General features: G+C 53.6%; 21 protein-coding genes and 3 tRNA genes. 13 read left to right on the top strand and 11 right to left on the bottom strand.

The features are described from left to right. Positions 1-85 precede the first annotated feature (85 nt). Positions 86-1,756, top strand: coding sequence for a glutamine--tRNA ligase (glnS, locus tag LZP73_RS02085; RefSeq protein ID WP_234232817.1), 1,671 nt, complete (start codon positions 86-88; stop codon positions 1,754-1,756). Positions 1,757-1,885: 129 nt separating this feature from the next. On the opposite strand, the gene LZP73_RS02080 is transcribed toward glnS, so the two are convergent. After that, entirely contained in the window at positions 1,886-2,482 is a 597-nt protein-coding gene (locus tag LZP73_RS02080; RefSeq protein WP_234232816.1) for a Yip1 family protein, read from the bottom strand. A gap of 240 nt (positions 2,483-2,722) precedes the next feature. Here LZP73_RS02080 and miaE point away from each other — a divergent pair, with 240 nt between their 5' ends. Continuing rightward, entirely contained in the window at positions 2,723-3,493 is a 771-nt protein-coding gene (miaE, locus tag LZP73_RS02075) for a tRNA isopentenyl-2-thiomethyl-A-37 hydroxylase MiaE (RefSeq protein WP_234232815.1), read from the top strand. 29 nt (positions 3,494-3,522) lie between these two features. On the opposite strand, the gene LZP73_RS02070 is transcribed toward miaE, so the two are convergent. Continuing rightward, entirely contained in the window at positions 3,523-4,248 is a 726-nt protein-coding gene (locus LZP73_RS02070; protein WP_234232814.1) for a UDP-2,3-diacylglucosamine diphosphatase, read from the bottom strand. Positions 4,249-4,257: 9 nt separating this feature from the next. After that, complete coding sequence (locus LZP73_RS02065) at positions 4,258-4,752, bottom strand: peptidylprolyl isomerase (RefSeq protein WP_169563127.1); 495 nt, start codon at positions 4,750-4,752, stop codon at positions 4,258-4,260. 140 nt (positions 4,753-4,892) lie between these two features. Here LZP73_RS02065 and cysS point away from each other — a divergent pair, with 140 nt between their 5' ends. Continuing rightward, the gene (gene cysS / locus LZP73_RS02060; protein WP_234232813.1) at positions 4,893-6,272 is read left to right on the top strand and encodes a cysteine--tRNA ligase; all 1,380 of its coding nucleotides are present in this window, start codon (positions 4,893-4,895) and stop codon (positions 6,270-6,272) included. A gap of 114 nt (positions 6,273-6,386) precedes the next feature. Here cysS and folD read toward each other — a convergent pair whose 3' ends face one another. Further along, positions 6,387-7,244 (bottom strand): bifunctional methylenetetrahydrofolate dehydrogenase/methenyltetrahydrofolate cyclohydrolase FolD, encoded by an 858-nt coding sequence (folD, locus tag LZP73_RS02055; RefSeq protein WP_169563125.1) that lies wholly within the window; start codon positions 7,242-7,244, stop codon positions 6,387-6,389. Between the two features lie 283 nt (positions 7,245-7,527). Between folD and LZP73_RS02050 the strand changes: the two genes are divergently transcribed. The 9 genes from LZP73_RS02050 to LZP73_RS02010 all read left to right on the top strand — a co-directional run bounded on the left by LZP73_RS02050 (position 7,528) and on the right by LZP73_RS02010 (position 16,602). Then, a tRNA-Pro gene (locus LZP73_RS02050) sits at positions 7,528-7,604 on the top strand. 96 nt (positions 7,605-7,700) lie between these two features. Next, positions 7,701-7,777, top strand: a tRNA-Arg gene (locus LZP73_RS02045). Positions 7,778-7,785: 8 nt separating this feature from the next. Next, a tRNA-His gene (locus LZP73_RS02040) sits at positions 7,786-7,861 on the top strand. Between the two features lie 254 nt (positions 7,862-8,115). Further along, positions 8,116-9,420 (top strand): trigger factor, encoded by a 1,305-nt coding sequence (tig, locus tag LZP73_RS02035; protein ID WP_234232812.1) that lies wholly within the window; start codon positions 8,116-8,118, stop codon positions 9,418-9,420. Between the two features lie 89 nt (positions 9,421-9,509). Continuing rightward, entirely contained in the window at positions 9,510-10,121 is a 612-nt protein-coding gene (gene clpP, locus LZP73_RS02030; RefSeq protein WP_234232811.1) for an ATP-dependent Clp endopeptidase proteolytic subunit ClpP, read from the top strand. Positions 10,122-10,205: 84 nt separating this feature from the next. Continuing rightward, positions 10,206-11,486 carry an ATP-dependent protease ATP-binding subunit ClpX gene (gene clpX, locus LZP73_RS02025; RefSeq protein WP_234232810.1) on the top strand — a complete coding sequence of 427 codons (1,281 nt, stop codon included), beginning with the start codon at positions 10,206-10,208 and terminating at the stop codon, positions 11,484-11,486. Positions 11,487-11,615: 129 nt separating this feature from the next. Continuing rightward, positions 11,616-13,973, top strand: a complete 2,358-nt coding sequence (lon, locus tag LZP73_RS02020; RefSeq protein WP_234232809.1) for an endopeptidase La — start codon at positions 11,616-11,618, stop codon at positions 13,971-13,973. A 258-nt stretch (positions 13,974-14,231) separates the two neighbouring features. Then, positions 14,232-14,504: a nucleoid-associated protein HU-beta gene (gene hupB, locus LZP73_RS02015; protein WP_169563336.1), complete on the top strand. Its 273-nt coding sequence runs from the start codon at positions 14,232-14,234 to the stop codon at positions 14,502-14,504. A 229-nt stretch (positions 14,505-14,733) separates the two neighbouring features. Next, a complete protein-coding gene (locus LZP73_RS02010) occupies positions 14,734-16,602 on the top strand; it encodes a SurA N-terminal domain-containing protein (protein WP_234232808.1) in 1,869 nt (622 codons plus the stop codon). 327 nt (positions 16,603-16,929) lie between these two features. On the opposite strand, the gene fabV is transcribed toward LZP73_RS02010, so the two are convergent. The 7 genes from fabV to pspF form a co-directional block, all read right to left on the bottom strand. Beyond that, on the bottom strand, positions 16,930-18,132 hold the full coding sequence (fabV, locus tag LZP73_RS02005) for an enoyl-ACP reductase FabV (protein WP_234232807.1): 1,203 nt from the start codon (positions 18,130-18,132) through the stop codon (positions 16,930-16,932). Between the two features lie 105 nt (positions 18,133-18,237). Beyond that, the gene (locus tag LZP73_RS02000) at positions 18,238-19,023 is read right to left on the bottom strand and encodes a peptide ABC transporter ATP-binding protein (protein ID WP_234232806.1); all 786 of its coding nucleotides are present in this window, start codon (positions 19,021-19,023) and stop codon (positions 18,238-18,240) included. Continuing rightward, positions 19,004-20,011 (bottom strand): peptide ABC transporter ATP-binding protein, encoded by a 1,008-nt coding sequence (locus tag LZP73_RS01995; protein ID WP_234232805.1) that lies wholly within the window; start codon positions 20,009-20,011, stop codon positions 19,004-19,006. The genes LZP73_RS02000 and LZP73_RS01995 overlap by 20 nt, the downstream gene beginning before the upstream one ends. Before the next feature lie 3 nt (positions 20,012-20,014). Further along, positions 20,015-20,905: an ABC transporter permease subunit gene (locus tag LZP73_RS01990; protein ID WP_234232804.1), complete on the bottom strand. Its 891-nt coding sequence runs from the start codon at positions 20,903-20,905 to the stop codon at positions 20,015-20,017. Continuing rightward, on the bottom strand, positions 20,892-21,923 hold the full coding sequence (locus LZP73_RS01985; protein ID WP_234232803.1) for an ABC transporter permease: 1,032 nt from the start codon (positions 21,921-21,923) through the stop codon (positions 20,892-20,894). Before LZP73_RS01985 ends, LZP73_RS01990 begins: the two co-directional genes overlap by 14 nt. Then, on the bottom strand, positions 21,923-23,548 hold the full coding sequence (locus LZP73_RS01980) for an ABC transporter substrate-binding protein (RefSeq protein ID WP_234232802.1): 1,626 nt from the start codon (positions 23,546-23,548) through the stop codon (positions 21,923-21,925). Before LZP73_RS01980 ends, LZP73_RS01985 begins: the two co-directional genes overlap by 1 nt. A 69-nt stretch (positions 23,549-23,617) precedes the next feature. Continuing rightward, a complete protein-coding gene (pspF, locus tag LZP73_RS01975; RefSeq protein ID WP_234232801.1) occupies positions 23,618-24,703 on the bottom strand; it encodes a phage shock protein operon transcriptional activator in 1,086 nt (361 codons plus the stop codon). Between the two features lie 176 nt (positions 24,704-24,879). Between pspF and pspA the strand changes: the two genes are divergently transcribed. Continuing rightward, positions 24,880-25,563: a phage shock protein PspA gene (gene pspA / locus LZP73_RS01970; protein WP_169563112.1), complete on the top strand. Its 684-nt coding sequence runs from the start codon at positions 24,880-24,882 to the stop codon at positions 25,561-25,563. The last annotated feature ends 14 nt before the right edge of the window (positions 25,564-25,577 follow it).

Genomic DNA, 25,577 nt, shown 5'->3' with positions numbered 1-25,577 from the left:
TTATTCGGAGGGCATTGTAACTGGTGATGATCTGTAGGATCATGTTCGTTTTCGCATATTACCTTAGTTCGCCAAGAGGAATTCCATGAGTCATGTGGACACTGAAGTACGTCCGAGTAACTTCATTCGTAATATCATAGATGAAGATCTTCAGAGCGGGAAACACACCAGCGTGCATACGCGGTTTCCGCCCGAGCCTAATGGCTATCTTCATATCGGCCATGCCAAGTCTATCTGTTTAAACTTCGGGATCGCCAAGGACTACCAGGGTCAGTGTAACTTACGTTTTGATGATACCAATCCTGAAAAAGAAGACATGGATTACGTTAATTCGATTCAGGAAGACGTGCGTTGGCTGGGATTCCAGTGGAGCGGTGAGGTACGTTATTCGTCGAATTATTTCGACCAGCTGCATCAATACGCGGTTGAGCTCATCAACAAGGGCTTGGCCTATGTGTGTTTCCTCAATAGCGAACAGACCCGCGAATACCGTGGTACCCTGAAGGCGCCGGGAAAAAACAGCCCCTATCGCGACACCCCGGTAGCCGAAAACCTGGCGCTGTTTGAGAAGATGCGTAAGGGCGAGTTCAAGGAAGGCGAGTGTGCCCTGCGCGCCAAGATAGACATGGCGTCGCCCTTCATGTGCATGCGCGATCCCGTGATCTACCGTATCCGTTTCGCCCATCATCACCAGACTGGCGACAAGTGGTGCATATACCCTATGTACGACTTTACCCACTGCATTTCCGATGCGCTGGAGAATATCAGCCACTCACTCTGCACCCTGGAGTTCCAGGACAATCGTCGTCTGTACGATTGGGTGTTGGATCACCTGGATGATTTTCAGGCGCCGAACCGCACCCGTCAGTATGAGTTTTCCAGGCTGAACCTGGAATACACCCTGATGTCCAAGCGCAAGCTGAACGATCTCGTGGTGCGCAAATTGGTTTCCGGCTGGGACGACCCGCGGATGCCGACGATTGCCGGCCTGCGTCGCCGTGGTTATACCCCTGCGTCGATCCGTGAATTCTGCGATCGTATCGGTGTGACCAAGCAAGACAATATGATCGAAGTCGGCATGTTGGATGCCTGTATCCGCGAAGAGCTCAATGAGCATGCGCCGCGTGCCATGGCCGTGCTCAGACCTGTGAAAGTGGTTATCGAGAATTACCCTGAGGGTGAACTCGAATACATCAAGGCCGCCGTTCATCCGAACGATGAGTCCATGGGCGTGCGTGAGCTGGCCTTCGGGCGTGAAATCTTCATCGATGCCGAAGATTTTAAAGAAGAAGCCAACAAGCACTACAAACGTCTGGTGCTGGGTAAGGAAGTGCGGCTGCGCAATGCCTATGTGATCAAGGCCGAGCGTTGCGATAAAGACAGCGAAGGCAATGTCACTGCCATTTATTGCAGCTATGACCCTGAGACCTTGGGCAAGAATCCGGCCGACGGCCGTAAAGTCAAAGGCGTGATCCACTGGGTCGAGGCGACGAGCGCCAAACCGGCCGAGTTCCGCTTGTATGATCGCCTGTTCACCGACGCCAATCCTGCGGCGGCGGAGACGGTCGATGAAGTGCTTAACCCCAACTCCCTGGTGGTCGTTCACGGGGTAGTGGAAGCAGGTTTGGTCAATGCCCCGGCGGAGAAGGCCTATCAGTTTGAGCGCGAAGGTTACTTCTGCGCCGATAACAAGGATTCCAGCGCCGAGCACTTGGTCTTCAACCTGACGGTAGCCCTGAGAGACTCATTCGCCTGAGTCTGGTGAGCCACTCAGCATAAAAAAGAAGGCCATTGGCCTTCTTTTTTTATGCTTGTCTTGCCTGTTGCCAAATGCCGCTTAGGCTGACGTTTGGGGTTGCGCCGGTACCGTGCCGACTTGAAGTGGCTACTGATACATGGGGCCGAAGCCCAGGCTCCAGAGGATCACGCTGCTGGCCATCAGGCCAACCAGGAGAACCAGGCCCGCGGTTACCATGGAACTGGCATAGATGAAGCCTTTCTCCTCGGGGATGTTCATTATGATGGGCACGCCGGCGTAGAGCAGGTACACAGAATAGGTCAAGCCGACCAGCCCGACCAACATCACGAACCAAAGGGTCGGATAGAGGGCCGCCAGGCCCACCATGAACAGAGGGGTGGCCGTGTATGAGGCCAGCTCCAGCGCTTGGGTATAAGTGGGATTGGCATCGAAGGTCTTGGCCATCCAGTAGGCCAGATAGGCGAGGGCGAAGACCCCGGCGATCAAGCCAAAATACATGCCGGTCGACATGAAGAGCGCGCTCTTTTGGGTGAGAAACAGGGGATCGCCTACTCCTGGGTTCCAGCCTATATAGACACTGGAGATGAAGCTGCAGACTGCGGGAATGAGTGCGATCAGCAATACATGGCTCAGACTGCTTTTCAACGCCTCGTGATTTTTTTCTATCGTATGCCACTCTTGCTTAGGATGAGTGTATAGCCCCATTAAGTGATTCAGTATCATTCTAATTATCCTTTCTCAGCATTGATCTTATGCTCGGCGGACATCTGACGAGCCTGTGACAGCTTTTATAGCAATCGTCTTAATCAAGCGTGTTCTAATTAGGTTATCTAAGCCGACTGATATGGTTTATTTATTGAACAAAAACATCGGCGCGTCAAGCGAAGAAATGGCAAAAGCTATAGAATCCCTTGGGGTTAGGATAAAATGGCCGCAGTAATGCTTTCGCCTCAGAGTAATATAATGCAGCAGTTGTTAGCCCCCATAAGTGCCTTTTTGCAGTGTGATACCCCGGATGCCTGGATCGCGGCGGCTGCCAGGCCGGAAAACCTGAGCGCTTTGTTGATAGATCATTGTAATTGCGAGCTAAAAGCGGCGCAGACGGCGATGTTTTTACTGCGTAAATATGCCCTGGATAAGCCCAGCGGCGAGGCCTTATTGGCGTGGGCCAAGCCCTATGAGGAGTTTGTCTATCACAAGGACAGGGATTTGACGGCCTTTCTGGCCAGGGATAGCAAGAAGAATGAAGCGATAGCCGTCTTGGTTCCCCGTGAGCAGCTGGCGATGACAGTGGATATCATAGGCCCCATGGTGCGGCTGATCAAAGAAGAGTTTCATCACTTCGAGCAGGTGCTGGAGCTGATGCAGCGCCGTGACATAGGCTATCAGAACGTCAGGGCCGCCCGTTACGCCAAGGGCCTGATGGGGCAAGTGCGCACCCACGAACCCGCGACCCTGGTGGATAAGTTGATCGTCGGCGCCTACATAGAGGCCCGCTCCTGTGAGCGTTTCGCGAAATTGGCGCCGCATCTGGATGATGAACTGAAGCGTTTCTATGTGTCGCTGCTGCGCTCCGAGGCGCGCCACTTTCGCGACTACCTCAGCCTGGCCCAGGCGATTGCCGGGGAGGACATAGGCGAGCGGGTGGCCCACTTCGGCCGGCTCGAGGCCGAACTCATCCAGGCAAGCGACACTGAGTTCCATTTCCACAGCGGCGCGCCTGCCCAGGGGTGAGCCGGGCGCCTTCTAAGGGTTTGGGTTGTCTAAGGACAAGCGCCGTCGAAGGGCAGCACGTCCAGGGATACCGAGTCGGGCGTGATGCTGAGCACACTGCCTTGCTGATACCAGTCTCCCACCACCAAGCGGCGGCGGTCATGGGCCAGTTCATGAATGGCCGGCCTGTGGGTATGGCCATGGATCATCAGCTCGGCGCCTGTCTGTTGCATCAACTCGTCGACCGACTCGGGCGCCACATCCATTATGCTGTAACTCTTATTCTGGTTGCTCTGCTTGCTCTTGTTGCGGAGCTTATCCGCTATGCCTTGCCGCGTCTGCCGTGGCAGCTGGCAATAGAGCCAGCGCACCCAGCTCAGGCTGCGAAATTTCCTGAATCTCTGATAGGCCCGGTCCAGGGTGCAGAGGCTGTCGCCATGCAGTATCACCACCGCCTTGCCATAGAGGCTCAGCCTATGGACCTCGGGCAGCAAGATCATCCCGGCACTGGCGGCGAAGTGTTTGCCGAGCAAAAAGTCGCGGTTACCGTGAATAAAGTACACGGGGAGGCGCGTCGAAACATGCTTGAGTTTGGCGGCCAAGGCGATGGCGAAGGGTTCGGCGATATCGTCACCGACCCAGACCTCGAACAGATCGCCGAGTATGTAGAGGGCTTGGGTGTTGTCCAGTTGGGTATCGAGGAAGCGATAGAAAGCTTGGGTGATGTCTGGCCGATCTGCACTCAGGTGCAGATCGGCGATAAAGAGTGTGCGCATCTAGTGGGCTTAGGCTGCGACAGTCACTTTTTCGATAATCACGGCATCCAGAGGCACATCCTGGTGCATGCCACGATTGCCTGTGCTGACGGCCTTGATCTTTTCGACCACGTCCATGCCTTCGCTGACTTCACCGAAGACGCAATAGCCCCAGCCCTGAGACGACTCGGACTTGAAGTCGAGGAAGGTGTTGTCATTGACGTTGATGAAGAACTGCGCCGTTGCCGAGTGTGGATCTGAGGTCCTGGCCATGGCTATGGTGCCGGTACGGTTGGATAAACCGTTGTTGGCTTCATTCTTGACCGGCTCGTGACAACGTTTCTGGCTCATGTCTTCGCTGAAACCGCCGCCTTGCACCATGAAACCATCGATCACCCGGTGAAATATGGTGCCATCGAAGAAACCTTCGTTGGCGTAACGCAGGAAGTTGTCGACCGTCAGGGGCGCCTTATCCGCATGCAGTTGCAGTTTGATGTCGCCAAAATTAGTGTGCAATGTAATCATTTTTTCATACTCATTGGAAATCCTGCAGAGATTCTAACTGATCTGAGCTAAGCCATAAAGCGCAGTATTCAAAACCCGGGCTGTCATGCTAGACTGAGCGCCTGATTTTGCTCCCGAATGTCCCTTTGAAGAGAATGTCGATGTTAAAGATTTACAATAGTATCAGCCGCCAAAAACAGGAATTTAAGCCAATTCAGCCCGGAAAAGTCGGGATGTACGTGTGTGGGGTAACCATATACGACCTGTGTCACATTGGTCATGGGCGTACTTTTGTTTCTTTCGACATGATAGTGCGCTACCTGCGTTACTCTGGCTATGAGGTGAATTATCAACGCAACATCACAGATGTCGACGATAAGATCATCAAGCGCGCCAATGAGAACAACGAGAGCTGTGAATCCCTGACCGAGCGTCTGACGGGCGAGATGTACCGTGACTTCGATGCGCTCAACATGATGCGCCCGGATTTTGAGCCCAAGGCGACCCTGCACATGGCCGAGATCATAGATATGGTGCAGCGCCTGCTCGATCGCGGTCATGCCTATGTGGCGCCCGATGGCGATGTCTTGTTCAGCGTGGCCTCTTATCCTGCCTATGGGCAGTTATCCGGCCAGAACCTGGAACAGCTGCAAGCCGGCGCCCGGGTCGAAGTGGATGAAAACAAACAAGATCCCATGGACTTTGTGTTGTGGAAGATGTCCAAGCCGGGTGAGCCTACCTGGGAATCGCCCTGGGGCCCAGGGCGTCCCGGCTGGCACATAGAATGCTCGGCGATGAACAGCAAACACCTTGGGCTGCATTTCGATATTCACGGCGGCGGTTCGGATCTCAAGTTCCCCCACCATGAGAATGAAATTGCCCAGTCCTGCTGTGCCCACGATACACCTTATGTGAATTACTGGATGCATACGGGCATGGTGATGATAGACAAGGAGAAGATGTCCAAGTCGTTGGATAACTTCTTCACCATTCGCGATGTCCTGGCCCATTATGATCCCGAGACAGTGCGTTATTTCCTGCTCTCTGGCCATTACCGCAGCCAGCTGAATTACTCAGAGGATAACCTCAAGCAGGCCCGCGCGGCGTTGGAACGCCTGTATACCGCGCTCAAGGGCCTGGATTTGACTGTCGCCGCCGCGCCCGCCGACGAATTTGTGGCCAAGTTCAAGACGGCCATGGACGATGACTTCAACACCCCGGAAGCCTATTCTGTGTTGTTCGACATGGTGCGTGAAATCAACCGCCTGAAGACGAGCGACATGGCGCAGGCGTCGGCCCTGGGCGTCAGCCTGAAACAACTGGCTTCGGTGCTGGGACTGCTGGAACAGGATGCCGATGCCTTCTTCCAGGGGACGGGTGGCGATGATGAAGTGGCGGAGATCGAGGCCTTGATCGTCGAGCGCAATCGCGCCCGCAGCGAGAAAGACTGGGCCGCGGCCGATGTGGCCCGTGACAGGCTGAATGCCTTGGGGGTCGAGCTGGAAGACGGTCCCGCCGGTACCACTTGGCGCAAGAAATAGTTGGCGCAAGAAATAGCCGGCGCACGCAGACGCCTGAAGCAAGCATAAAAAAACGCCAGCATCCGCTGGCGTTTTTGTTGTTGTGCGTTGCAACCTCAGTGGGCGGCCGGGCCGTCACTGGTCGTGATATTGCTCGGCGGCGTATAGGGTATTCTCCAGCAGGCTGGCGATGGTCATGGGGCCGACTCCGCCGGGGACTGGGGTGATGAAGCTGGCGTGTTCGGCGGCGACATCGTATTGCACGTCGCCCACCAGAGTGCCGTTATCCAGACGGTTGATGCCTACGTCTATCACTATGGCGCCGGGTTTAATCCAGTCTCCGGGAATGAAGCCGGCCTTGCCGACGGCAACTATCACCAGATCCGCCTGCCTGACTTTCTGTTCGAGATTCTTGGTAAACCTGTGGCAGGTGGTGGTAGTGCAGCCGGCCAACAAGAGTTCCAGCGTCATGGGGCGCCCGACTATGTTGGAAGCACCAACCACGACGGCATCCAGGCCATAGGTATCTATGCCGGTGGATTTGATCAGGGTCATTATGCCCATGGGGGTGCAAGAGCGCAGCACGGGAATGCGTTGGGCCAGGCGGCCGACATTGTAGGGATGGAAACCGTCGACGTCTTTGTCCGGGCGTATGCGTTCTATGACTTTGGAATCTTGGATATGCGCCGGCAGCGGCAGCTGTACCAGGATACCGTCTATGGTCGGATCGTTGTTCAGCTTGTCTATCAGTTCCAGCAACTCGGTTTCCGAGGTGGAAGCGTCCAGATCGTATGAGCGCGAGATGAAACCGACTTCGTCGCAGGCTTTGCGCTTACTGCCGACATACACCTGGGAGGCGGGGTCGGAACCAACGAGTACGACGGCTAAACCAGGAACTCTCTGTCCAGCCTCTTTGCGGGCTAGTACTTTTTGGCTTAATTGAGTGCGAATGGATTGAGCGATCGCTTTGCCATCGATTATTTGGGCTGTCATGGGTGTAGGATATCCTTTATATGGCGCGATAGTTGAACGACACTGCACTTGAGCTGTGCACTGCGTTAAAATCGGCGTTATTTTAACAGGGCGGGGCTGAGGTGTCATGAACAATGCCGCCGGATGCAGGATAAAAAATCGACTTTAGCCGGTTAATTCAGCAGCCGCTCCCGATAGGCAAAAAAATCGTTGACTGGCCTAAAGTGAGGGGATAAGATGCGCTCCGTTCTCGGGGTGATACTCATGCAGTATCAAGTAATAACCTCGACGACGTGCAAGTTCTCGGTGATTAGCGCAGCCCGGTAGCGCATCTGGTTTGGGACCAGAGGGTCAGAGGTTCGAATCCTCTATCACCGACCACATTAAAGACATTGGCTGGTTTTTATCGGCGAATGTGAGACGAATGACAAGCTCATTCTCTCAACCTGTTAGGATACAGAGTAAACTGTAGACCATGCGCCCGTAGCTCAGTTGGATAGAGCACCCGCCTTCTAAGCGGGTGGTCGCAGGTTCGAATCCTGCCGGGCGTACCATTTCAGTGGTGATTGTAGCTCAGTTGGTAGAGTCCCGGATTGTGATTCCGGTTGTCGTGGGTTCGAGCCCCATCAGTCACCCCATTTTTCTGTGTTAGAAATAAAAAAAGCGACCTTGGGTCGCTTTTTTTATGCCCGTAATCCGCCTTATCAGGCTCGACTCTGCCGAAAACGGTGGCTATAATGTCGCGTCTTGATAAATATCAACTATAGCGACCGGTGCCGGAATTCAGTAGTGATGGGCATTCTAGTCAAATTTAATGATCAAGAAACGAATACCTGAATAGTTGAAAACTCGACTATTACAAAGGACGTTAGACACATTTCGAGGTAAAACAATGCAAGTTTCTGTTGAAACAACTCAAGGCCTAGAGCGTCGCCTGACCATTTCTGTTCCTGCTGAACAAATTGAAAAGCTGGTTAAAGACAGCTTGCAACGTGAAGCTAAGCGTGCCCGTATCCCAGGTTTCCGTCCTGGTAAAGTCCCAGTCACAGTGATCAACAAGCGTTATGGTGCGGCGATCCGTCAAGACATCATGGGCGAAGTCATGCAGCGCAACTTTATCGAAGCCATCATAGCCGAGAAGTTGAACCCTGCCGGCGCGCCAACCTTCGTGCCTGGTGCCAGCGATGGTGAGAAGTTTGAGTTTGTAGCGACTTTTGAAGTTTATCCTGAAGTCGAGTTGAAAGGCCTGGATGCCATCGAAGTTGAGCAGCCTAAAGCCGAAGTCAAAGACGCAGATGTCGATGCCATGATCGAAACCCTGCGCAAGCAACATGCGACGTTCGCCGCCGTTGACCGTGCCGCTACCGATGGCGACAAAGTGAAAATGAACTTCGTAGGTTCAATCGACGGTGAAGAGTTTGACGGCGGCAAAGCCGATGACTTCGAACTGCAACTGGGCAGCGGCCGCATGATCCCTGGCTTCGAAGCCGGCATCGACGGTCACAAGGCAGGCGAGTCTTTCGATATCGAAGTGACTTTCCCCGAAGATTACCACGCCGAAAACCTGAAAGGGAAAGCGGCCAAGTTTGCCATCACACTGACCGAAGTACTGGCGGCTAACCTGCCTGAAGTCAACGATGAGTTTGCCTCTCTGTTCGGTATCGCCGACGGTGGCCTGGAAGCACTGAAAGCCGAGATCCGTAAGAACATGGGTCGTGAGCTGGAACAAGCCTTGAAAGCCAACGTGAAAGAGCAAGTCATAGCGGGTCTGTTGGCCAACAACGAGATCACTCTGCCTAAGGCGCTGATCGACGGTGAAGTGGATGTACTGCGCAAGCAAGCCATGCAACGCTTCGGCGAGCAATCTGCCAACATGCCTGAGCTGCCGGCCGATCTGTTCACTGAGCAAGCGGAACGTCGCGTTAAGGTCGGTCTGTTATTGGGCGAAGTCATCAAGACCAACGAGCTGAAAGCCGAAGACGATCGCGTTCAGGCTCTGATCGCTTCCATGGCTTCTGCTTACGAAGATCCAAAAGAAGTGGTTGACTACTACAACGGCAATAAAGAGCTGATGCAGAACATGCGCAACGTGGCTCTGGAAGAGCAAGCGGTTGAAGCCCTGCTGAAAACAGCCAAAGTGACAGAGAAAGAAGTCGCTTTCGAAGAATTTATGAACAAGGCTACAGGTCGCGCATAAGCTAAGCTTGACTTGATTAGCTGTTCGCCATTTATAATGGCTCGTATGAGGCTCCTCATGCGAGCCATTTTTATTTAGGGAAGTGAAGAATGCATAATGCGCCAGAAGCAATACAAAACGCACTCGTGCCCATGGTGGTCGAACAGACGGCCAAAGGCGAACGCTCATATGATATCTATTCTCGTCTGTTAAAAGAGCGGGTGATCTTTCTGGTTGGCCAGGTCGAAGAACATATGGCCAACCTCATTGTGGCGCAATTACTGTTTTTAGAGTCCGAAAGCCCGGATAAAGATATTTACCTGTACATCAATTCGCCCGGTGGCTCAGTCACAGCCGGGATGGCGATTTATGATACCATGCAGTTCATCAAGCCCAACGTCAGCACTGTCTGCATAGGTCAGGCCGCGAGCATGGGTGCCTTCCTGTTGGCCGGTGGCGAAAAGGGCAAGCGTCATTGTTTGCCTAATTCGCGGGTGATGATCCATCAGCCGTTGGGTGGTTTCCAGGGTCAGGCATCGGATATCGCCATTCACGCCCAGGAAATTCTGGGTATCAAGAATAAGTTGAATCACATGCTGGCAGAGCATACAGGTCAGCCCCTGGAAGTGGTTGAGCGTGACACAGACCGTGACAATTTTATGAGTGCAACTCAGGCAGTTGAATATGGCTTAGTCGATTCGGTGCTGACGAAACGAGGCTGATTTTTGCTTTTTACTGGGCTATGCTCAATAAATAGTGAGACGATTTGACCAAGCAGTAGAGCAGACTGCAAATGAGGTAGAGTAATGGGCGATAACAGAAGTAACGGTGACAGCGGTAAATTGCTGTACTGCTCTTTTTGCGGAAAGAGCCAGCATGAGGTGCGTAAGCTCATCGCTGGCCCGTCTGTATACGTATGTGACGAATGTGTCGAATTATGTAACGACATCATTCGTGAAGAGATCAAAGAGATTTCACCTAAGCGGGATCAAGATAAGCTGCCGACCCCGCATGAATTGCGCGCACATCTGGACGATTATGTCATAGGTCAGGACAGGGCGAAAAAAGTGCTCTCGGTGGCCGTATATAACCACTACAAGCGTCTGAAGCATGCATCGCCCAAAGACAATGTCGAACTGGGCAAGAGTAATATTCTGCTGATAGGCCCTACGGGCAGCGGTAAGACGCTGCTGGCCGAGACCTTGGCGCGTTCATTGAATGTGCCCTTCACCATGGCCGATGCCACCACGCTCACCGAAGCGGGTTATGTCGGTGAAGACGTCGAGAATATCATCCAGAAGTTGCTGCAGAAGTGCGACTATGATGTGGAAAAGGCCCAGCGTGGCATAGTCTATATAGATGAAATAGATAAAATTAGCCGCAAGTCGGATAACCCTTCTATCACCCGTGACGTCTCGGGTGAGGGCGTGCAGCAGGCGCTGCTGAAGCTCATCGAAGGCACAGTGGCCGCCGTGCCGCCTCAGGGTGGACGTAAGCACCCACAGCAGGAATTCTTGCAGGTAGACACCTCCAAGATCCTCTTCATCTGTGGTGGTGCCTTTGCCGGACTGGAAAAGGTGATCGAGCAGCGCGCCCACACAGGCACAGGCATAGGTTTCGGTGCCCAGGTGAAAGGCGAGCAGGACAAAGCCACGATTTCCGAGGTCCTGACTCAGGTCGAGCCTGGCGACTTGGTTAAGTACGGTCTGATCCCCGAGTTCATAGGCCGTCTGCCGGTAGTGGCGACGCTGACCGAGCTGGATGAGGATGCCTTGGTGCAAATCTTGTCCCTGCCGAAGAATGCCCTGACCAAACAGTATGGCGCCTTATTCGAAATGGAAAACGTGGAGCTGGAGTTCCGTGACGATGCGCTTAAAGCCATTGCCCAGAAAGCCATGTCCCGCAAGACAGGCGCCCGTGGCCTGCGTTCCATAGTCGAGGGCATACTGCTGGATACCATGTACGATCTGCCTTCTGCCGAGGGTGTGGTCAAGGCCGTCATCGATGAGTCTGTGGTAAAGGGGGAGTCTGCTCCTATACTCATGTATGAGACCAACGAGTCCCAAGTTGCCTCCGGCGAGCAATAAACAAACAGCCGGTCAATAAACCGAAAAACAAGGAGCCTCAGGGCTCCTTTTTTCGTATCGGGCATTGAAACTCATTAAAGCGTCCCAATATACTCATTATTAATCTCTTTCATTAAACGGAATCGAGCTATGACCTTAGAGCGTGAAGCGCATATCGAACTCCCCGTGCTGCCCCTGCGAGATGTGGTGGTCTATCCCCATATGGTAATTCCGTTATTCGTCGGACGGGAGAAATCCATTCGTTGTCTCGAAACGGCGATGGAGCAAGATAAACAGATCATTTTGGTCGCCCAGCGTGATGCAGATCTCGACGAACCCGGCAGCGATGACATTTTCGATGTCGGAACCGTCGCCTCTATTTTACAGTTGCTCAAGCTGCCCGACGGCACAGTCAAGGTGCTGGTCGAGGGCGGACGTCGCGCCAAGATAGAACGCTATACCCAAGAAGAAGAATTTTTCGTAGCCACGGCGCATTATCTGGAATCTGAGCCGCTGGAAGACAAGGAAGAAGAGGTGCTGGTACGCAGCGCCTTAGGTCAGTTCGAAGGCTATATCAAGCTCAATAAGAAGATCCCGCCGGAAGTCCTGACGTCCCTGTCTGGCATAGACGATGCCGCCCGCCTGGCCGATACCATGGCGGCGCATATGCCACTCAAGCTCGAAGATAAACAGTCCGTGCTCGAGATGGTCGATGTGGGTGAGCGCCTCGAATATCTGATGGCCATGATGGAGTCGGAAATCGATCTGCTGCAGGTCGAGAAACGCATTCGTACCAGAGTCAAGAAACAGATGGAGAAGAGCCAGCGCGAGTACTATCTGAATGAGCAGATGAAGGCGATTCAGAAGGAGCTTGGGGATCTGGAAGAGGGCCACGACGAGTTCGAAGGTCTGGGCCGCAAGATAGAAGAAGCCGGCATGCCGGCAGAGGCGAAGGAGAAGGCGATCGCCGAGCTGAATAAGCTCAAGATGATGTCGCCCATGTCGGCCGAAGCCACTGTGGTGCGCAGCTATGTCGATTGGATGACTTCAGTGCCTTGGAAGCAGCGCTCCAAAATCAAGCGGGATCTGGGCAAGGCGCAGGAAGTCCTGGATGCGGACCACCATGGTCTGGAGAAAGTCAAAGAGCGCATCCTGGAGTATTTGGCGGTGCAGAGCCGTGTCAGACAGCTGCGGGGGCCTATCCTGTGTCTGGTGGGGCCACCGGGGGTGGGCAAGACCTCTCTGGGGCAATCCATTGCCAAGGCGACCGGGCGCAAGTATGTGCGGGTGGCGCTCGGTGGCGTGCGTGATGAGGCCGAGATCCGCGGTCATAGACGTACCTATATAGGCTCTATGCCGGGCAAGATCATTCAGAAAATGGCCAAGGTAGGGGTGAAAAATCCCCTGTTCCTGCTCGATGAAATCGACAAGATGAGTTCGGATATGCGTGGCGATCCCGCCTCTGCTTTGCTTGAGGTGTTGGATCCTGAGCAGAATTCGACCTTCAGCGATCACTATCTGGAAGTCGATTACGATCTGTCGGATGTGATGTTTGTCGCCACCTCCAACTCCATGGATATCCCTGGGCCGCTGCTCGACAGGATGGAAGTGATCCGCTTGTCGGGTTACACGGAAGATGAAAAGCTCAACATAGCCAAACAACATTTGCTGACCAAGCAGATAGAGCGCAATGGTCTCAAGGCCTCTGAAATCCACATAGATGACAGTGCCATAGTGGGGATCATACGTTACTACACCCGCGAAGCCGGGGTGCGTTCACTGGAGCGGGAGCTCTCTAAGATCTGTCGTATGGTGGTGAAAACCATCTTGTTGGACAAGTCGATTAAAACGGTGGAAGTGAACCAGGACAATCTCAAGTCATTCCTTGGGGTGCAGCGTTACGACTATGGCAAGGCCGAGTCGAAAAACCAGATAGGTCAGGTCACAGGTCTGGCCTGGACCCAGGTGGGGGGCGATCTCTTGACCATAGAAGCCACCTCAGTGCCGGGAAAAGGCAAGCTGACCTTCACCGGCTCTCTCGGTGATGTGATGCAGGAGTCAATCCAGGCCGCCATGACAGTGGTACGTGCCCGCGCCGAATCATTGGGGATCAATGCCGACTTCTATGAAAAACGTGATATTCACGTGCATGTGCCTGAAGGCGCGACCCCCAAGGATGGTCCTTCCGCCGGTGCCGCCATGTGTACTGCCCTGGTCTCCAGCCTGACCGGCAATCCGGTGCGTGCCGATGTGGCCATGACGGGAGAAATCACCCTGCGCGGTGAAGTTCTGCCCATTGGCGGGCTGAAAGAGAAGCTGCTTGCGGCTCACAGAGGCGGTATCAAATTGGTGCTTATTCCCAAGGAAAATGAACGGGATTTGGAAGAAATTCCGGCTAATGTGATTGCCGATCTGGAAATTAAGCCGGTGAGATGGATAGATGAAGTGCTTAAATTGGCACTGGAACGACCGGTTGAAGGCTTTGAAATGGTTAAAAACTTAGGTTGAGACAAGTTTTTACACTATCACCTTAAAAAAAATGAAAAAAGGGCTTAACAAAGCCCTGACCTGTGGTAGCCTAGGTCTGTAGAGAGCCAGTTAGCTCCAAGCCCTTGGAGTGACTGGCTTTGAGCTTTATCCTGTTTTGTTTATTTGGTTTTCGAACTTAGCTTGAACTTTGAAATCAAGCTTGTTATAAAAGTCTCCGCAGACCGCTCTAAAGACGGAATTGGTTGCGGTGCAAAAAATTACATTCAAGGGGATGACATGAACAAATCTGAACTAATCGAGAAAATCGCATCTGGTGCTGACATTTCTAAAGCCGCTGCCGGCCGTGCACTGGATTCTTTTATCGCTGCCGTGACCGATGGTCTGAAAGATGGCGATAAGATTTCTCTTGTTGGTTTTGGTACTTTTGAAGTACGTGAACGCGCTGAACGTACTGGCCGTAACCCTCAGACGGGTAAAGAAATCAAAATCGCAGCAGCAAAAATCCCAGCATTCAAAGCGGGCAAAGCTCTGAAAGACGCTGTCAACTAAGACTTGATGACGCAGCCTTTGTAAGGCATTCGTAAATGTGAGCACTGTTAATCAGTGCTTTTTACGAATAAATCGGTGATGAGTTGAACGGCTTCGGGCCTGCAATCATCCCAGGGGTGTTGGATATTGCCTGTGGTAGCGTCTCGATACTCTCTATAAATTACAGAAAGGCGCATCCAACATGTGATGCGCCTTTTTATTATGTTAATCGCAACAAGCGAGAAATCTGATGTTAGAAAAGATCCGCGAAGGTTCACAGGGTGTGATTGCCAAAGGCATACTCGTGCTTGTGATACTTTCCTTTGCATTTGCAGGGGTAAGCAGCTATTTAGGCTCAAGGACTGAAACTCCGGCTGCGACAGTCAATGGTGATGACATCACCGCCGCGCAACTGGAGCAAGCCTACCAGAATGAACGTGGCCGCATGGAACAACAGTTGGGTGATATGTTTGAGGCATTGGCGGGCGATGAGCGCTATCTTGCCGGTATCAAACGCAGCGCTCTGGAGCGCTTGGTTGCCGAGAAGTTGATGGACCAAGCCGCCGCTGAGCTGGGCTTGCGAGTGTCCGACAGCCAAATTAAAGAAGCCATTCTGGCCGAACCCGCATTCCAGACTGATGGTCAGTTTGATAACGAACGTTACTTGGCCATCTTGCGTCAATTGGGCTATCAGCCAACGCAATTCAGAACCATGATGCGTGTCGATATGACGAGGCGTCAGCTGGCGTCTGCCTTGGTGGGAAGCGAGTTTGTCTTGGCCGGAGAGAGCAAGCAGTTGGCCGAAGTCCAAGGTCAAACCCGGGATATACGCTACCTGGTGGTTGACTCCAAGCCCTTCCTGGCAAGCAGCCAGGTCTCGGATGAAGAGATCAAGACTTACTATGATGCCAACTTGGTTCAGTTCATGAGCCCGGAGAAGGTGAGTCTGGAGTATGTCGAGTTGGATGCCGCTAAACTGGCAAAAGATGTGACTACCACGGATGAAGAGCTGCAAGCCTACTACGATGAGCATAAGAGCCAATATGTTACTGCCGAGAAGCGCCTGGCGGCACATATCCTGGTGGATTTTGGTGATGATGAGGCCGCTGCCAAAGCCAAAGCCGAAACCATACTCAAGCAGTTGAATGAGGGGGCGGACTTCGAGACCTTGGCCAAGGCCGACTCTGACGACAAATTCAGCGCCGAGCAGGGCGGTAAACTGGATTGGTTCGAGCCAGGGGTGATGGATCCTGCCTTCGATAAGGCCTTATTCTCAGTGAATAAGGGTGAGCATTCCGGAGTCGTGAAATCAAACTATGGTTTCCACATCATCAAGACGCTCGACATCCAGCCGGGTGCCGTGGTCGATTTTGCCCAGGTTAAAGACAAGATCCTGGCACAAGTGAATGAGAAGAAAGCCGTCGATGTCTTCTACAGCCTGCAGAGCAAACTGGCAGACACAAGTTATGAAGTGCCGGATACCTTGTCCGAGACGGCCAAAGCGGTTGGCGCCGAGGTGCAGACCACAGCATTGTTCTCCCGTGACACGGTTCCTGCGCTGTTGAACAAGCCTGAGCTGGTCAAGGCGGCGTTTTCTGAGCCAGTGCTGCAGGATGGCTTGAACAGTGATGTGATCGAACTCGAGCCTCATCACGTGGTTGTGGTGCGGATGAAAGAACACCAAAATGCCGGCACCAAGAGCCTGGAACAGGTCAAAGCCGGCATAGTCGAGCGCCTGCAACAAGACAAGGCCAATGAGGCCGCCAGAGCCAAGGCGCAGGAATATCTGGCGCAGGTGAAGGCAGGTGAGACAGACGGACTGCCGCTGATTGCCAAGGCTAAGCTGGCCCGTTCCGAACGTGGACTGGATTCCGCCTTGGTTGCCAAGGCCTTCCAAATGCCGCTGCTCAGCGACGCTCAGTCGGTGGATACCGTAGGTCTGGCAACGGGTTATGCCTTGGTACTGCTGGATAAGGTGAACCAAGCCGAAGCCGTCGATGCCGGCATGCTCAGCGCCCTCAAGCAGCGTCTGAATGCCCAATACAGCGAAGCCGACTATCGCGCCCTGATCGCCTTGCTTAAGGCCAAGGGCGAGGTGACTTACCCGGAAGTCGAATAACGACTCGAGTCGTTAAGCACCGAAAAGGCCAGTCTCAGACTGGCCTTTTTTTTGTGTGTATGGGGGGCCTCAGGTGGAAGCCCAGGCTGCAATGCTGCCGCGAAGTTGAGAGCACCTGGCTCAAGCCACTTAACTTAAGTACTTAGTTCAAGTCACTTAAGCATAAGTCACTTAAGCATAAGCCACTTAAGCTAAGCCATTTGGTTTAAGTCCAGTCTGTGCCGAGCCGGTCGCTGCGCCAAGTGTACTGCGAAGCGGATGGATAGAGGGGGGATAAAAAAAACGCCACTGCGAGAGTGGCGTTGCATGTTCAGCGACTAGCTATCATCAGAGTTCGATAACATCGAAGTCCACTAATGGACTGACGTCGGCCTCATAGTCGACACCATCGACGCCGAAGCCGAACAGCTTAAGGAATTCTTCCTTATACTCGCGGTAATCGGTCAGTTCAGCCAGGTTCTCTGTGGTGATCTGTGGCCATAAGTCGCGGCAATGCTGCTGGATATCTTCGCGCAATTCCCAATCGTCCAAACGCAGGCGATTCTCGCTGTCCACCTCGGGTTGGCTGCCGTCCATGCGATACAGGCGCTCGCTGAACAGACGATAAATCTGTTCCATACAGCCTTCGTGCAGGCCTTCCTGACGCATCTTCTTGAAGACCATGGCGATATAGAGTGGCATCACGGGGATGGCCGAGCTGGCTTGGGTGACAACGCTCTTGAGTACTGCGACATTGGCACTGCCGCCCTTGGCTGCCAATTGGGCATCCAAGGCGTGTGCGGCGCGATCCAGGTCCATCTTGGCCTTACCCAGGGCACCATGCCAGTAGATGGGCCAGGTCAGCTCTGTGCCTATGTAGCTGTAGGCCACAGTCTTGCAGCCATCCGCCAGTACACCGGCCTCGGATAAGGCTTGCATCCAGAGTTCCCAATCCTGACCGCCCATGACGGTCACAGTATCGGCAATTTCCTGCTCGGTTGCAGGTTCGACACTGGTGGTGATTATGGTGTCTTTATTGGTGTCTACCGCGGTGGCGGTATATGTTTCGCCGATAGGCTTCAGGGAGGAGCGGATAAGCTCACCGCTGTCCGGCATTTTGCGGACCGGGGATGCCAGTGAGTACACCAGCATATCTATCTGCCCCAGATCTTGTTTGATCAGCGCTATGGCTTGCTGCTTCGCCTCATGGCTGAAGGCATCGCCATTGATGCTCTTGGCGTACAAGCCTTCGGCTTTGGCAAATTTCTCGAAGGCGGCACTGTTATACCAGCCGGCTGTGCCTGGCTTAGTCTCTGTGCCTGGCTTTTCGAAGAACACCCCTATGGTAGCGGCATCGCTGCCGAAGGCGGCCGCGATCCGTGAAGACAGGCCATAACCGCTGGAGGAGCCGACGACCAAGACGCGTTTCGGGCCATTGGCTATCTTGCCTTTGGCCTTGGTCAGTGTGATTTGCTCCAGGACGTTGGCTTCACAGCCAACCGGGTGAGTGGTAGTACAAATAAATCCACGAATTTTGGGTTTGATAATCATGTTTATGCTTCTTCTATCAAAATGGCCATTAGGATAAATATTTCAGTCACTAAATGGCACTCATTTTTCGTAAAATACCCTGATATTGTCAGTGGTTGGAGCAGTTTAGCGCTTGTGCATGAACAGGCTCTGTTCCTGGATCAATCTCTGGGTATACTCGTGTTGTGGAGAATTAAACAGTTGTTCAGTAGGGGCTTTTTCTACCATCTGTCCCTTATGCAACACCATGATCTTATCGCTGACATGCCGTATGATGTTTAAATTATGTGATACGAAGATGTAGGACAAGCCCAGCTCTTTTTGCAACTTTAGCAGCAAGTTGAGGATTTGCGACCGTACCGACAGGTCCAGCGCCGTCAGGGCTTCATCTGCGATTATGACCTTGGGATTGAGCATCAGGGCTCTGGCCACTGCGACCCTTTGTTTCTGGCCTTCGGAAATCATGTGGGGGTAGAATTCGGCATGCTCAGGCAGCAACCCGACTTTGCGTAGGGTGTCTATGACCTGGATCTGACGCTCGGCGGCCGATAACTTGGTATTGAAACGCAGCGGCTCATCCAACAGTTCACCTATGGTTAACCTGGGGTTGAGCGAGGTGTTGGGATCCTGAAATATCATCCTGATCAGCCGGCAGCGTTGTTTCACGTTACGCGACTCGAGCGCTTCGCCTTCGAAGAAAATCTCCCCGCCACTGCGCTGCTCGGCCCCGACCAAGATCCGCGCGACAGTGCTCTTGCCCGACCCCGCTTCACCGACAATGGCCAGCGTTTCACCCTGGCCCAATTCGAAGGATATGGGTGACAGGGCATAGTTATACTGGCGACTGAACCCCTTATAACCCATGTCATAACGCTTACTCAGGTTAATCACTTTAAGCAGAGGTGTCGTCATTGCTGGGCTCGTTATGGTAAGGGAAATGACAGGCGAAGTAGCGATCTTTTTGATGGGCTAATCCGGGCTGATTCACACACTTCTTCTGCGCCGCCGGGCACCTGGGACCGAGTCGGCAGCCTATGGGGAGGTGCTGTAACGCCGGCGCCGAACCCGGCAGGGTCGGCATCAGGGTCTTATGGCCTCCCTTACCCGAATAGTCGGGTATATTATCCAGCAGGGCCTTGGTATAGGGATGATAGGGCTGGGTGGTGAGCTCACTGGTGGGACCGGATTCCATCACCTGGCCACAATAGAGCACAGTCAGGCGATCGCACCACTGAGCCAGGGTTTCCAATTCATGGCTTATCAGTAAGATGGACACGTTCTGCAATTGGTTGAGCTGTGACAAGAGGCGAAAAATTTGGGCCTGAGTGCTCAGTTCCATCGAACTCGTAGGTTCATCGGCGATCAACAGCCTGGGCTGATTGGCAACCGCCATGGCGATCATCAGTTTCTGGCATTCCCCCTCGGATAACTCCCAGGGGTAACTGGCCATCACCTTCCGCGGATCTTTGATGCCGACCTTATGCAACCATTTCTGTGCCGTTAACTGTCGATCTTTGCCGCGGCGCCAAAAGGCCACCTCGGGATTGGTGGGCATGGCTTCTATCAGCTGGCTGCCGACCGTCTTGGCCGGGTCCAGGCTGCCTGAAGGGTCCTGGAAGATCATCGCCATGTCTGAGCCCATGAGGCAACGTCGTTCCTTGGCAGACATCTCCATCAGGTTGCGCCCATCCCACATCATGCGATCCGCTTTGACTATCCAATTTGGACCTGGAATGCCCAAGATGGCGCGGGCGAACAGGCTGCGCCCCGAGCCGGATTCACCGACCAAGCCATGGACTTCACCGGCATTGAGGGTCAGACTGACCTTCTCCAGCGCCTTGACCCGGCCATGGGGAGTATCCAGTTCTATGGTGAGATTACGTACGTCGAGTAAAGGCATAGGTCATGTTCTGATGGGCGCCAGCGCCGATCTTAATCCATCGCCAACCAGGTTGATGGCTAACACACTGAAGAGAATCGCGACGCCGGGTATGGTGACTGTCCAGGGGGCGGTCAGCAGATTATCCAGCCCCTGAGACACCATGGCGCCCCATTCAGGGCTCGGTGCCTGGGCTCCAAGATTGAGGAAACCCAGGGCCGCGATATCCAGTATGGCCGCTGAGATGGCGAGTGTTGTCTGAATGATCACAGTTTCCCATACGTTAGGCATGATCACAAACCAGAATATCTGCAAACCGTTGGCACCATCGAGTTTGGCCGCCGTGACATATTCTTTCTGCAGCTCTTCGTGCACCGATTGATGGATGGCCCTGACAAATTGTGGCGTGAGGGCGATACCCACGGCCCAGAACACATTGTTCAGTCCAGGACCCATGACGGCAACCACCAGGATAGCCATCAAGAGTGAAGGGATGGACAGCAGGGCATCGAGCAGATGGCCCAAGATGCTGGATTTCAATCCATGCATCATGCCTGAGATTGAGCCTATGACAAAGCCCGTGGAGAGCGCAGTGGCAACGATAGACAGTGACATGCCGAAGGTCAGGCGCGCACCGTGCAGCAGACGGCTGAAGATGTCCCGTCCCAGATCGTCCGTGCCAAGGAAGTGTTCCACAGTGCCGGCAGGATCCCAGGAGGGCGGCAGCAATAAGGCGTGGGGGTCCTGGGCCTCGGGCGAAAATGGTGCTATATAAGTGCCGAACAGGGTTAGCAGCAGCAGGGTGCAGATGCCCCATAGACCGGCCAGTGCGAAGGGATTGGCGGAAAAAAGCATCCACAGACGCAGTGTGGGCGAGGGGATTTGATCTTCCTGGTAGATTTTAATTGGCCGCATAGAGTTCTTTCCTGCTGAGCGGATTGCTGACGGTATGCAGTACTTCAATCAAGATATTCAAGAAGATGATCAACAGGGAAACCGCGAGTATCCCCCCTTGGATGACAGTGTAGTCGCGCTGGTATATGCCGGAGATCAACCAGGAACCTACCCCTGGCCAGGCAAAAATCATCTCGACTATGATGGCATAACTGGCAAAGGGACCGAGCATGAGTCCCAGGTGCTTCAACACAGGGATCAGCGCATTGGGCAGGGCGTGGCGTACTATGATCTTGCTGGTTTTCAAGCCTCTGGCCTCGGCCGCCCGTATGAAGGTTTGGTTCATCACGTTCATCATGGCCGAACGCGTGATCCGCACCACCACTGTGAAGGGGAGCACCGCCAGGGTGATGGCCGGCAACAGCAGGTGCAGCAGCACATCCTTGAAGGCCGACCAGCGGTATTGGGAGTCGGAGAGCAAGGTATCTATCAACATGAAGCCGCTGACGGGCTTGATCTCATAGAGCAAGTTAATCTGCCCAGAGATAGGCAACCAGCCGAGCCTGACCCCGAACCAGAGCGACAGCAAGAGTCCGAGCCAGAATACCGGGATCGAATAGCCAGTGAGTGTGATGGCCATGATGCAGTGCTGGGTGAGCTTATGCTGGCTCTGGGAGGCCAGGACTCCCAGGGGGATCCCCAGTACCAGGGCGATGAGGCCGGCAACGACGGCCAATTCGAAGGAGGCCGGCAATACCGAGGCAAGTTCATTGACCACAGGCTGCTGCGAAGTCAGCGACAGTCCCAGATTACCCCCGAGGCGCTGTTGTACATAGGCAATAAACTGTGCCAATTCGCCTTGTTCCAATTGGTAATCTTCGATGATTTGTGTCTGTTGCTGCAGGCTTGGCACCCGGACTCCTGACAGGGCATAGCTGCGCTCGACCGGGAACAGGCTGGTCGCGTAGAAGAGTATCCCCAGCATCAGCAAGGCGGTCGCCAGGAATAAGTTCAGTCGGCGTAACAGGTAGCGTGCCATCAGTGGGCCTCTCCGTTCTCGTGGCCAATACCGCCAAAGGCGATGCCGCCAAAGGGCGTCAACTGAGTTTCAGTCACATTGTTTCTTTTCAGCACCATGCGTTTGGCGTGGGCCAGGCTCACCATGGGCAGCTGATCGGCCAGGATGGCTTCCGCCTGTTGGTATAGGTATCTGCGCTCCAGCCGCGAGGTGACTGTTCTGGCCTGGGTCAAGACGGCGTCCAAGCCGGGATGACACCAGCGGGCCCTGTTATTCTGGGTGTGTGCCGACGAGCAACTGAGCAGTGGGGTGAAGAAGTTATCGGGATCGCTGTTGTCGGCCGTCCAGCCGATCAGCACTGAGTCGTAATTGCTTTCACTCAACTTCTGGCTGAAGACGCTCCAATCATAGCTGATGATGTTGACCCTGACGCCTATGTTAGCCAGATCCGACTGAATGAGTTCGGCTGTCTTGAGGGCATTGGGATTATAGATGCGCGCGACCGGCATGGCCCAGATGTCGATGCTCAGGTTCTCTATGCCTGCCTCGTTCAACAGAGCCTTGGCTTTTTGCGGATCATAGGCGATGAGGCCGGCATTGTGTTCATAGGCCCAGGAAGCAGGCGGCAAAATGCCCGTGGCCTCGACGGCTGTGTCCTGATAAACGGCCCTGAGAATATTCTTCTTGTCTATCGCATGGGCGAGGGCGCGCCTGACCCTGACATCGTTGAAGGGGGCCTTCTGGGTGTTGAAGGCCCAGAAGGCGACGTTCAGCCCGGGTTGGGATTCGAGCATGATATCCGGATGTTGTTGCACCACGGATAGCTCACCCGCCTTGGGCAGGGCCGAGACGCTGCAGTCGCCGGTGATCAACTTGGCCAGCCTGACCGTGCTCTTGGAGGTAATATCGAATACCAACATGTCTATCTTGGGCATCTCGCCCCAATAGTCCGGGTGTTTACGGTAGCGTATGTACTCATTCTTGACGTATTGGACGAGTTTGAACGGCCCGGTTCCTATCGCATATTGATCCAGATCTTCGGGATGACCTGCGGCTAACAGCTGTTCGGCATATTCTGCCGAGAGTATGACGGCGAAGTCGGTGGCCAGATTCGACAGGAAGGAGGCATCTTTGTGATTGAGATGGAACACGAGTCGATCATCGCTGATTTTTTCTATGCTGTTTATCTGCTCGGCGAAGGAAATGCTCTGGAAAAACGGATAGCCGGTGCGCGATATCTTATGGTAGGGGTGCTGAGTGTCTATGATGCGATTGAAGGAAAACAGCACATCGTCGGCCGTCATGGGACGCGAAGGCATGAAGCGTGACGTATGATGGAATTGCACGTCGTGGCGCAAGGTAAAATAATAGCTCAGGCCGTCCTTCGACATATGCCAGCGGGTGGCCAGTGCCGGCACTATCTGCCCCGAGGCGGCATCATAATCGACCAGACGACTGTAGATCTGGTGTGAGGTCGCATCTATTGTGGTGCCTGAGGTGACCAACTGAGGATTAAAAGACTCAGGATTGCCTTCCGAGCAATATACCAGGCCCGAAGGCACGCGCTGCGGACCACAGGCAACCAGGATACACCCCATGCAGGCAACGGCGGTCGTCAGACACAGACGTTTAATTAGCACACTCATTTAAAAATCATTATTTTATCTGCGTTAAGAGGCTATTTTAGCAGTGCTATTCCGCCATGGGCAATCGGCTTATGCCTTATCGAGTAAATTGTACTTTTTCAGTATGCCCCTGAGCTGGTGATAGCTGAGGCCGAGCATCTCGGCAGTCTTCTTCTGGTTGAACTGGCTGGCGGCCAATGCCTGTTGGATAAGTTCGACCTCAAACTTTTCAGTTTGTTCTTTAAAATCAATTGGGAAGTCGAATGTTTCCGCTGGGCTGCCGTTCGTTTTAGCCGGCGCAGCCGGCTGGGAAACGGGTGCCGGGTCCGAGTCTGTCGCCGGGCTCGCATTGGCTTGCTGACGTGACACTGTCTTGACCCTGGTCGTCGGCCGGTAGGGGGAGGCGAAGGGATCCAGGACTATGTTTTCTATTTCTGTGGCCTCGCCACCATTGCGATAGACGCTGCGCTCTATCACGTTCTTGAGTTCCCGCACATTACCAGGCCAGGCATATTCCATCAGCTGTTCTATGGCACTCGGGGCAAAGCCACTGAAGAGTTCGAGCTTGAGCTGTCTGGCCATGCTGATGGCAAAATATTCTGCCATCGGCATTATGTCTTCCCGGCGACACCTGAGAGGTGGCAGGGTGATCACATCGAAGGCCAGGCGATCGAGCAAGTCGGCGCGAAACTCGCCTATCTCGGCCAGCGCCGGCAGGTCCTCGTTGGCGGCACAGATCAGGCGCACATCCGTTTGTACCGTCTTGCTGCCGCCGACCCGCTCAAACTCACCGTATTCTATCACCCTGAGCAGCTTCTCCTGGATCAGCCCAGAGGTATTGGCTAACTCATCGAGAAACAGGGTGCCGCCATCGGCGCGCTCGAAGCGTCCCTCATGTTTGCCCTTGGCGCCGGTAAAGGCACCCGACTCATGGCCAAACAACTCACTTTCGAGTAAATTTTCACTCAGGGATGAGCAATTTAACTTAATAAAACTTTGATCCCAGCGCTTGGACAGATAATGTAACCGTTCGGCAATGAGCTCCTTGCCCGTACCGCGTTCGCCTATGATGAGCACAGGCTTGGACAGGGGGGCGATTTGAGAGACATGCTCCAGGACTTCGAGCAGGGCGTTGGATTGGCCTATGAGATTGTCTTGCTGGAATTGATTGTCCACAGTAATTTTTAGTCTTTCACGCTATTATTTGGTGGAAATCATGATAGGTGGCTTGATATAGAAAATAAAGATAAAGTTAAATTTATGTTTAACATCATGTTTCATAGCGGTTTTTGAATGTTGGCACACTTAGTGTATTACCTTTTACGAAACCAACATTTATTGAGGATAGGATTATGGGAATTTTCTCTCGCTTTGCAGACATCATAAACTCCAATATCAGTGCCTTGCTGGACAAGGCCGAAGATCCGGAAAAAATGGTGCGCCTGATCATTCAGGAAATGGAAGACACGCTGGTTGAAGTGCGTTCCACCTCGGCCAAGGTACTGGCCGAGAAGAAAGAGCTGTTACGCCGCATCGCCAGGGTACAGGAACAGGTACAGGATTGGCAGGATAAGGCCGAGTTGGCCTTGTCCAAAGACAGGGAAGACCTCGCCAAGGCGGCTTTGGTCGAGAAGCAGAAGGCCGCCGGCCTCGCCGATACCCTGGGACAGGAACTGGATGTCATCGAAGAGCATATAGGTCGCCTGAAGGAAGAAGTGAGCCTGCTGCAGGAAAAACTCATCGATGCCAAGGCGCGCCAGAAAACCATCATAATGCGCACCCAGACAGCCTCTTCACGATTGGATGTGAAACGCCAGCTGGACTCGAGCAAGATAGACGATGCCATGCTCAAGTTCGAGCAGTATGAGCGCAGGGTCGAAGGCCTGGAGGCTCAGGTCGAGTCATACGATCTCGGCACCAAGAAGACATTGGCGGACGAGTTTGCGGCGCTGGAAGCGGAAGACTCAGTGAATGCCGAACTGGCGGCGCTTAAGGCCAAGGTTCAGGGAAAAGCAAAAGCTAAGTCGAAAGAATAACCTTCGAGAGGTGA

Source organism: Shewanella sp. AS16 (assembly GCF_021412365.1).
GTDB classification, from domain to species: domain Bacteria; phylum Pseudomonadota; class Gammaproteobacteria; order Enterobacterales; family Shewanellaceae; genus Shewanella; species Shewanella salipaludis.
The sequence above is the reverse complement of the archived record's forward strand: the minus strand, read 5'-3'. Positions and strand labels throughout refer to the sequence as shown.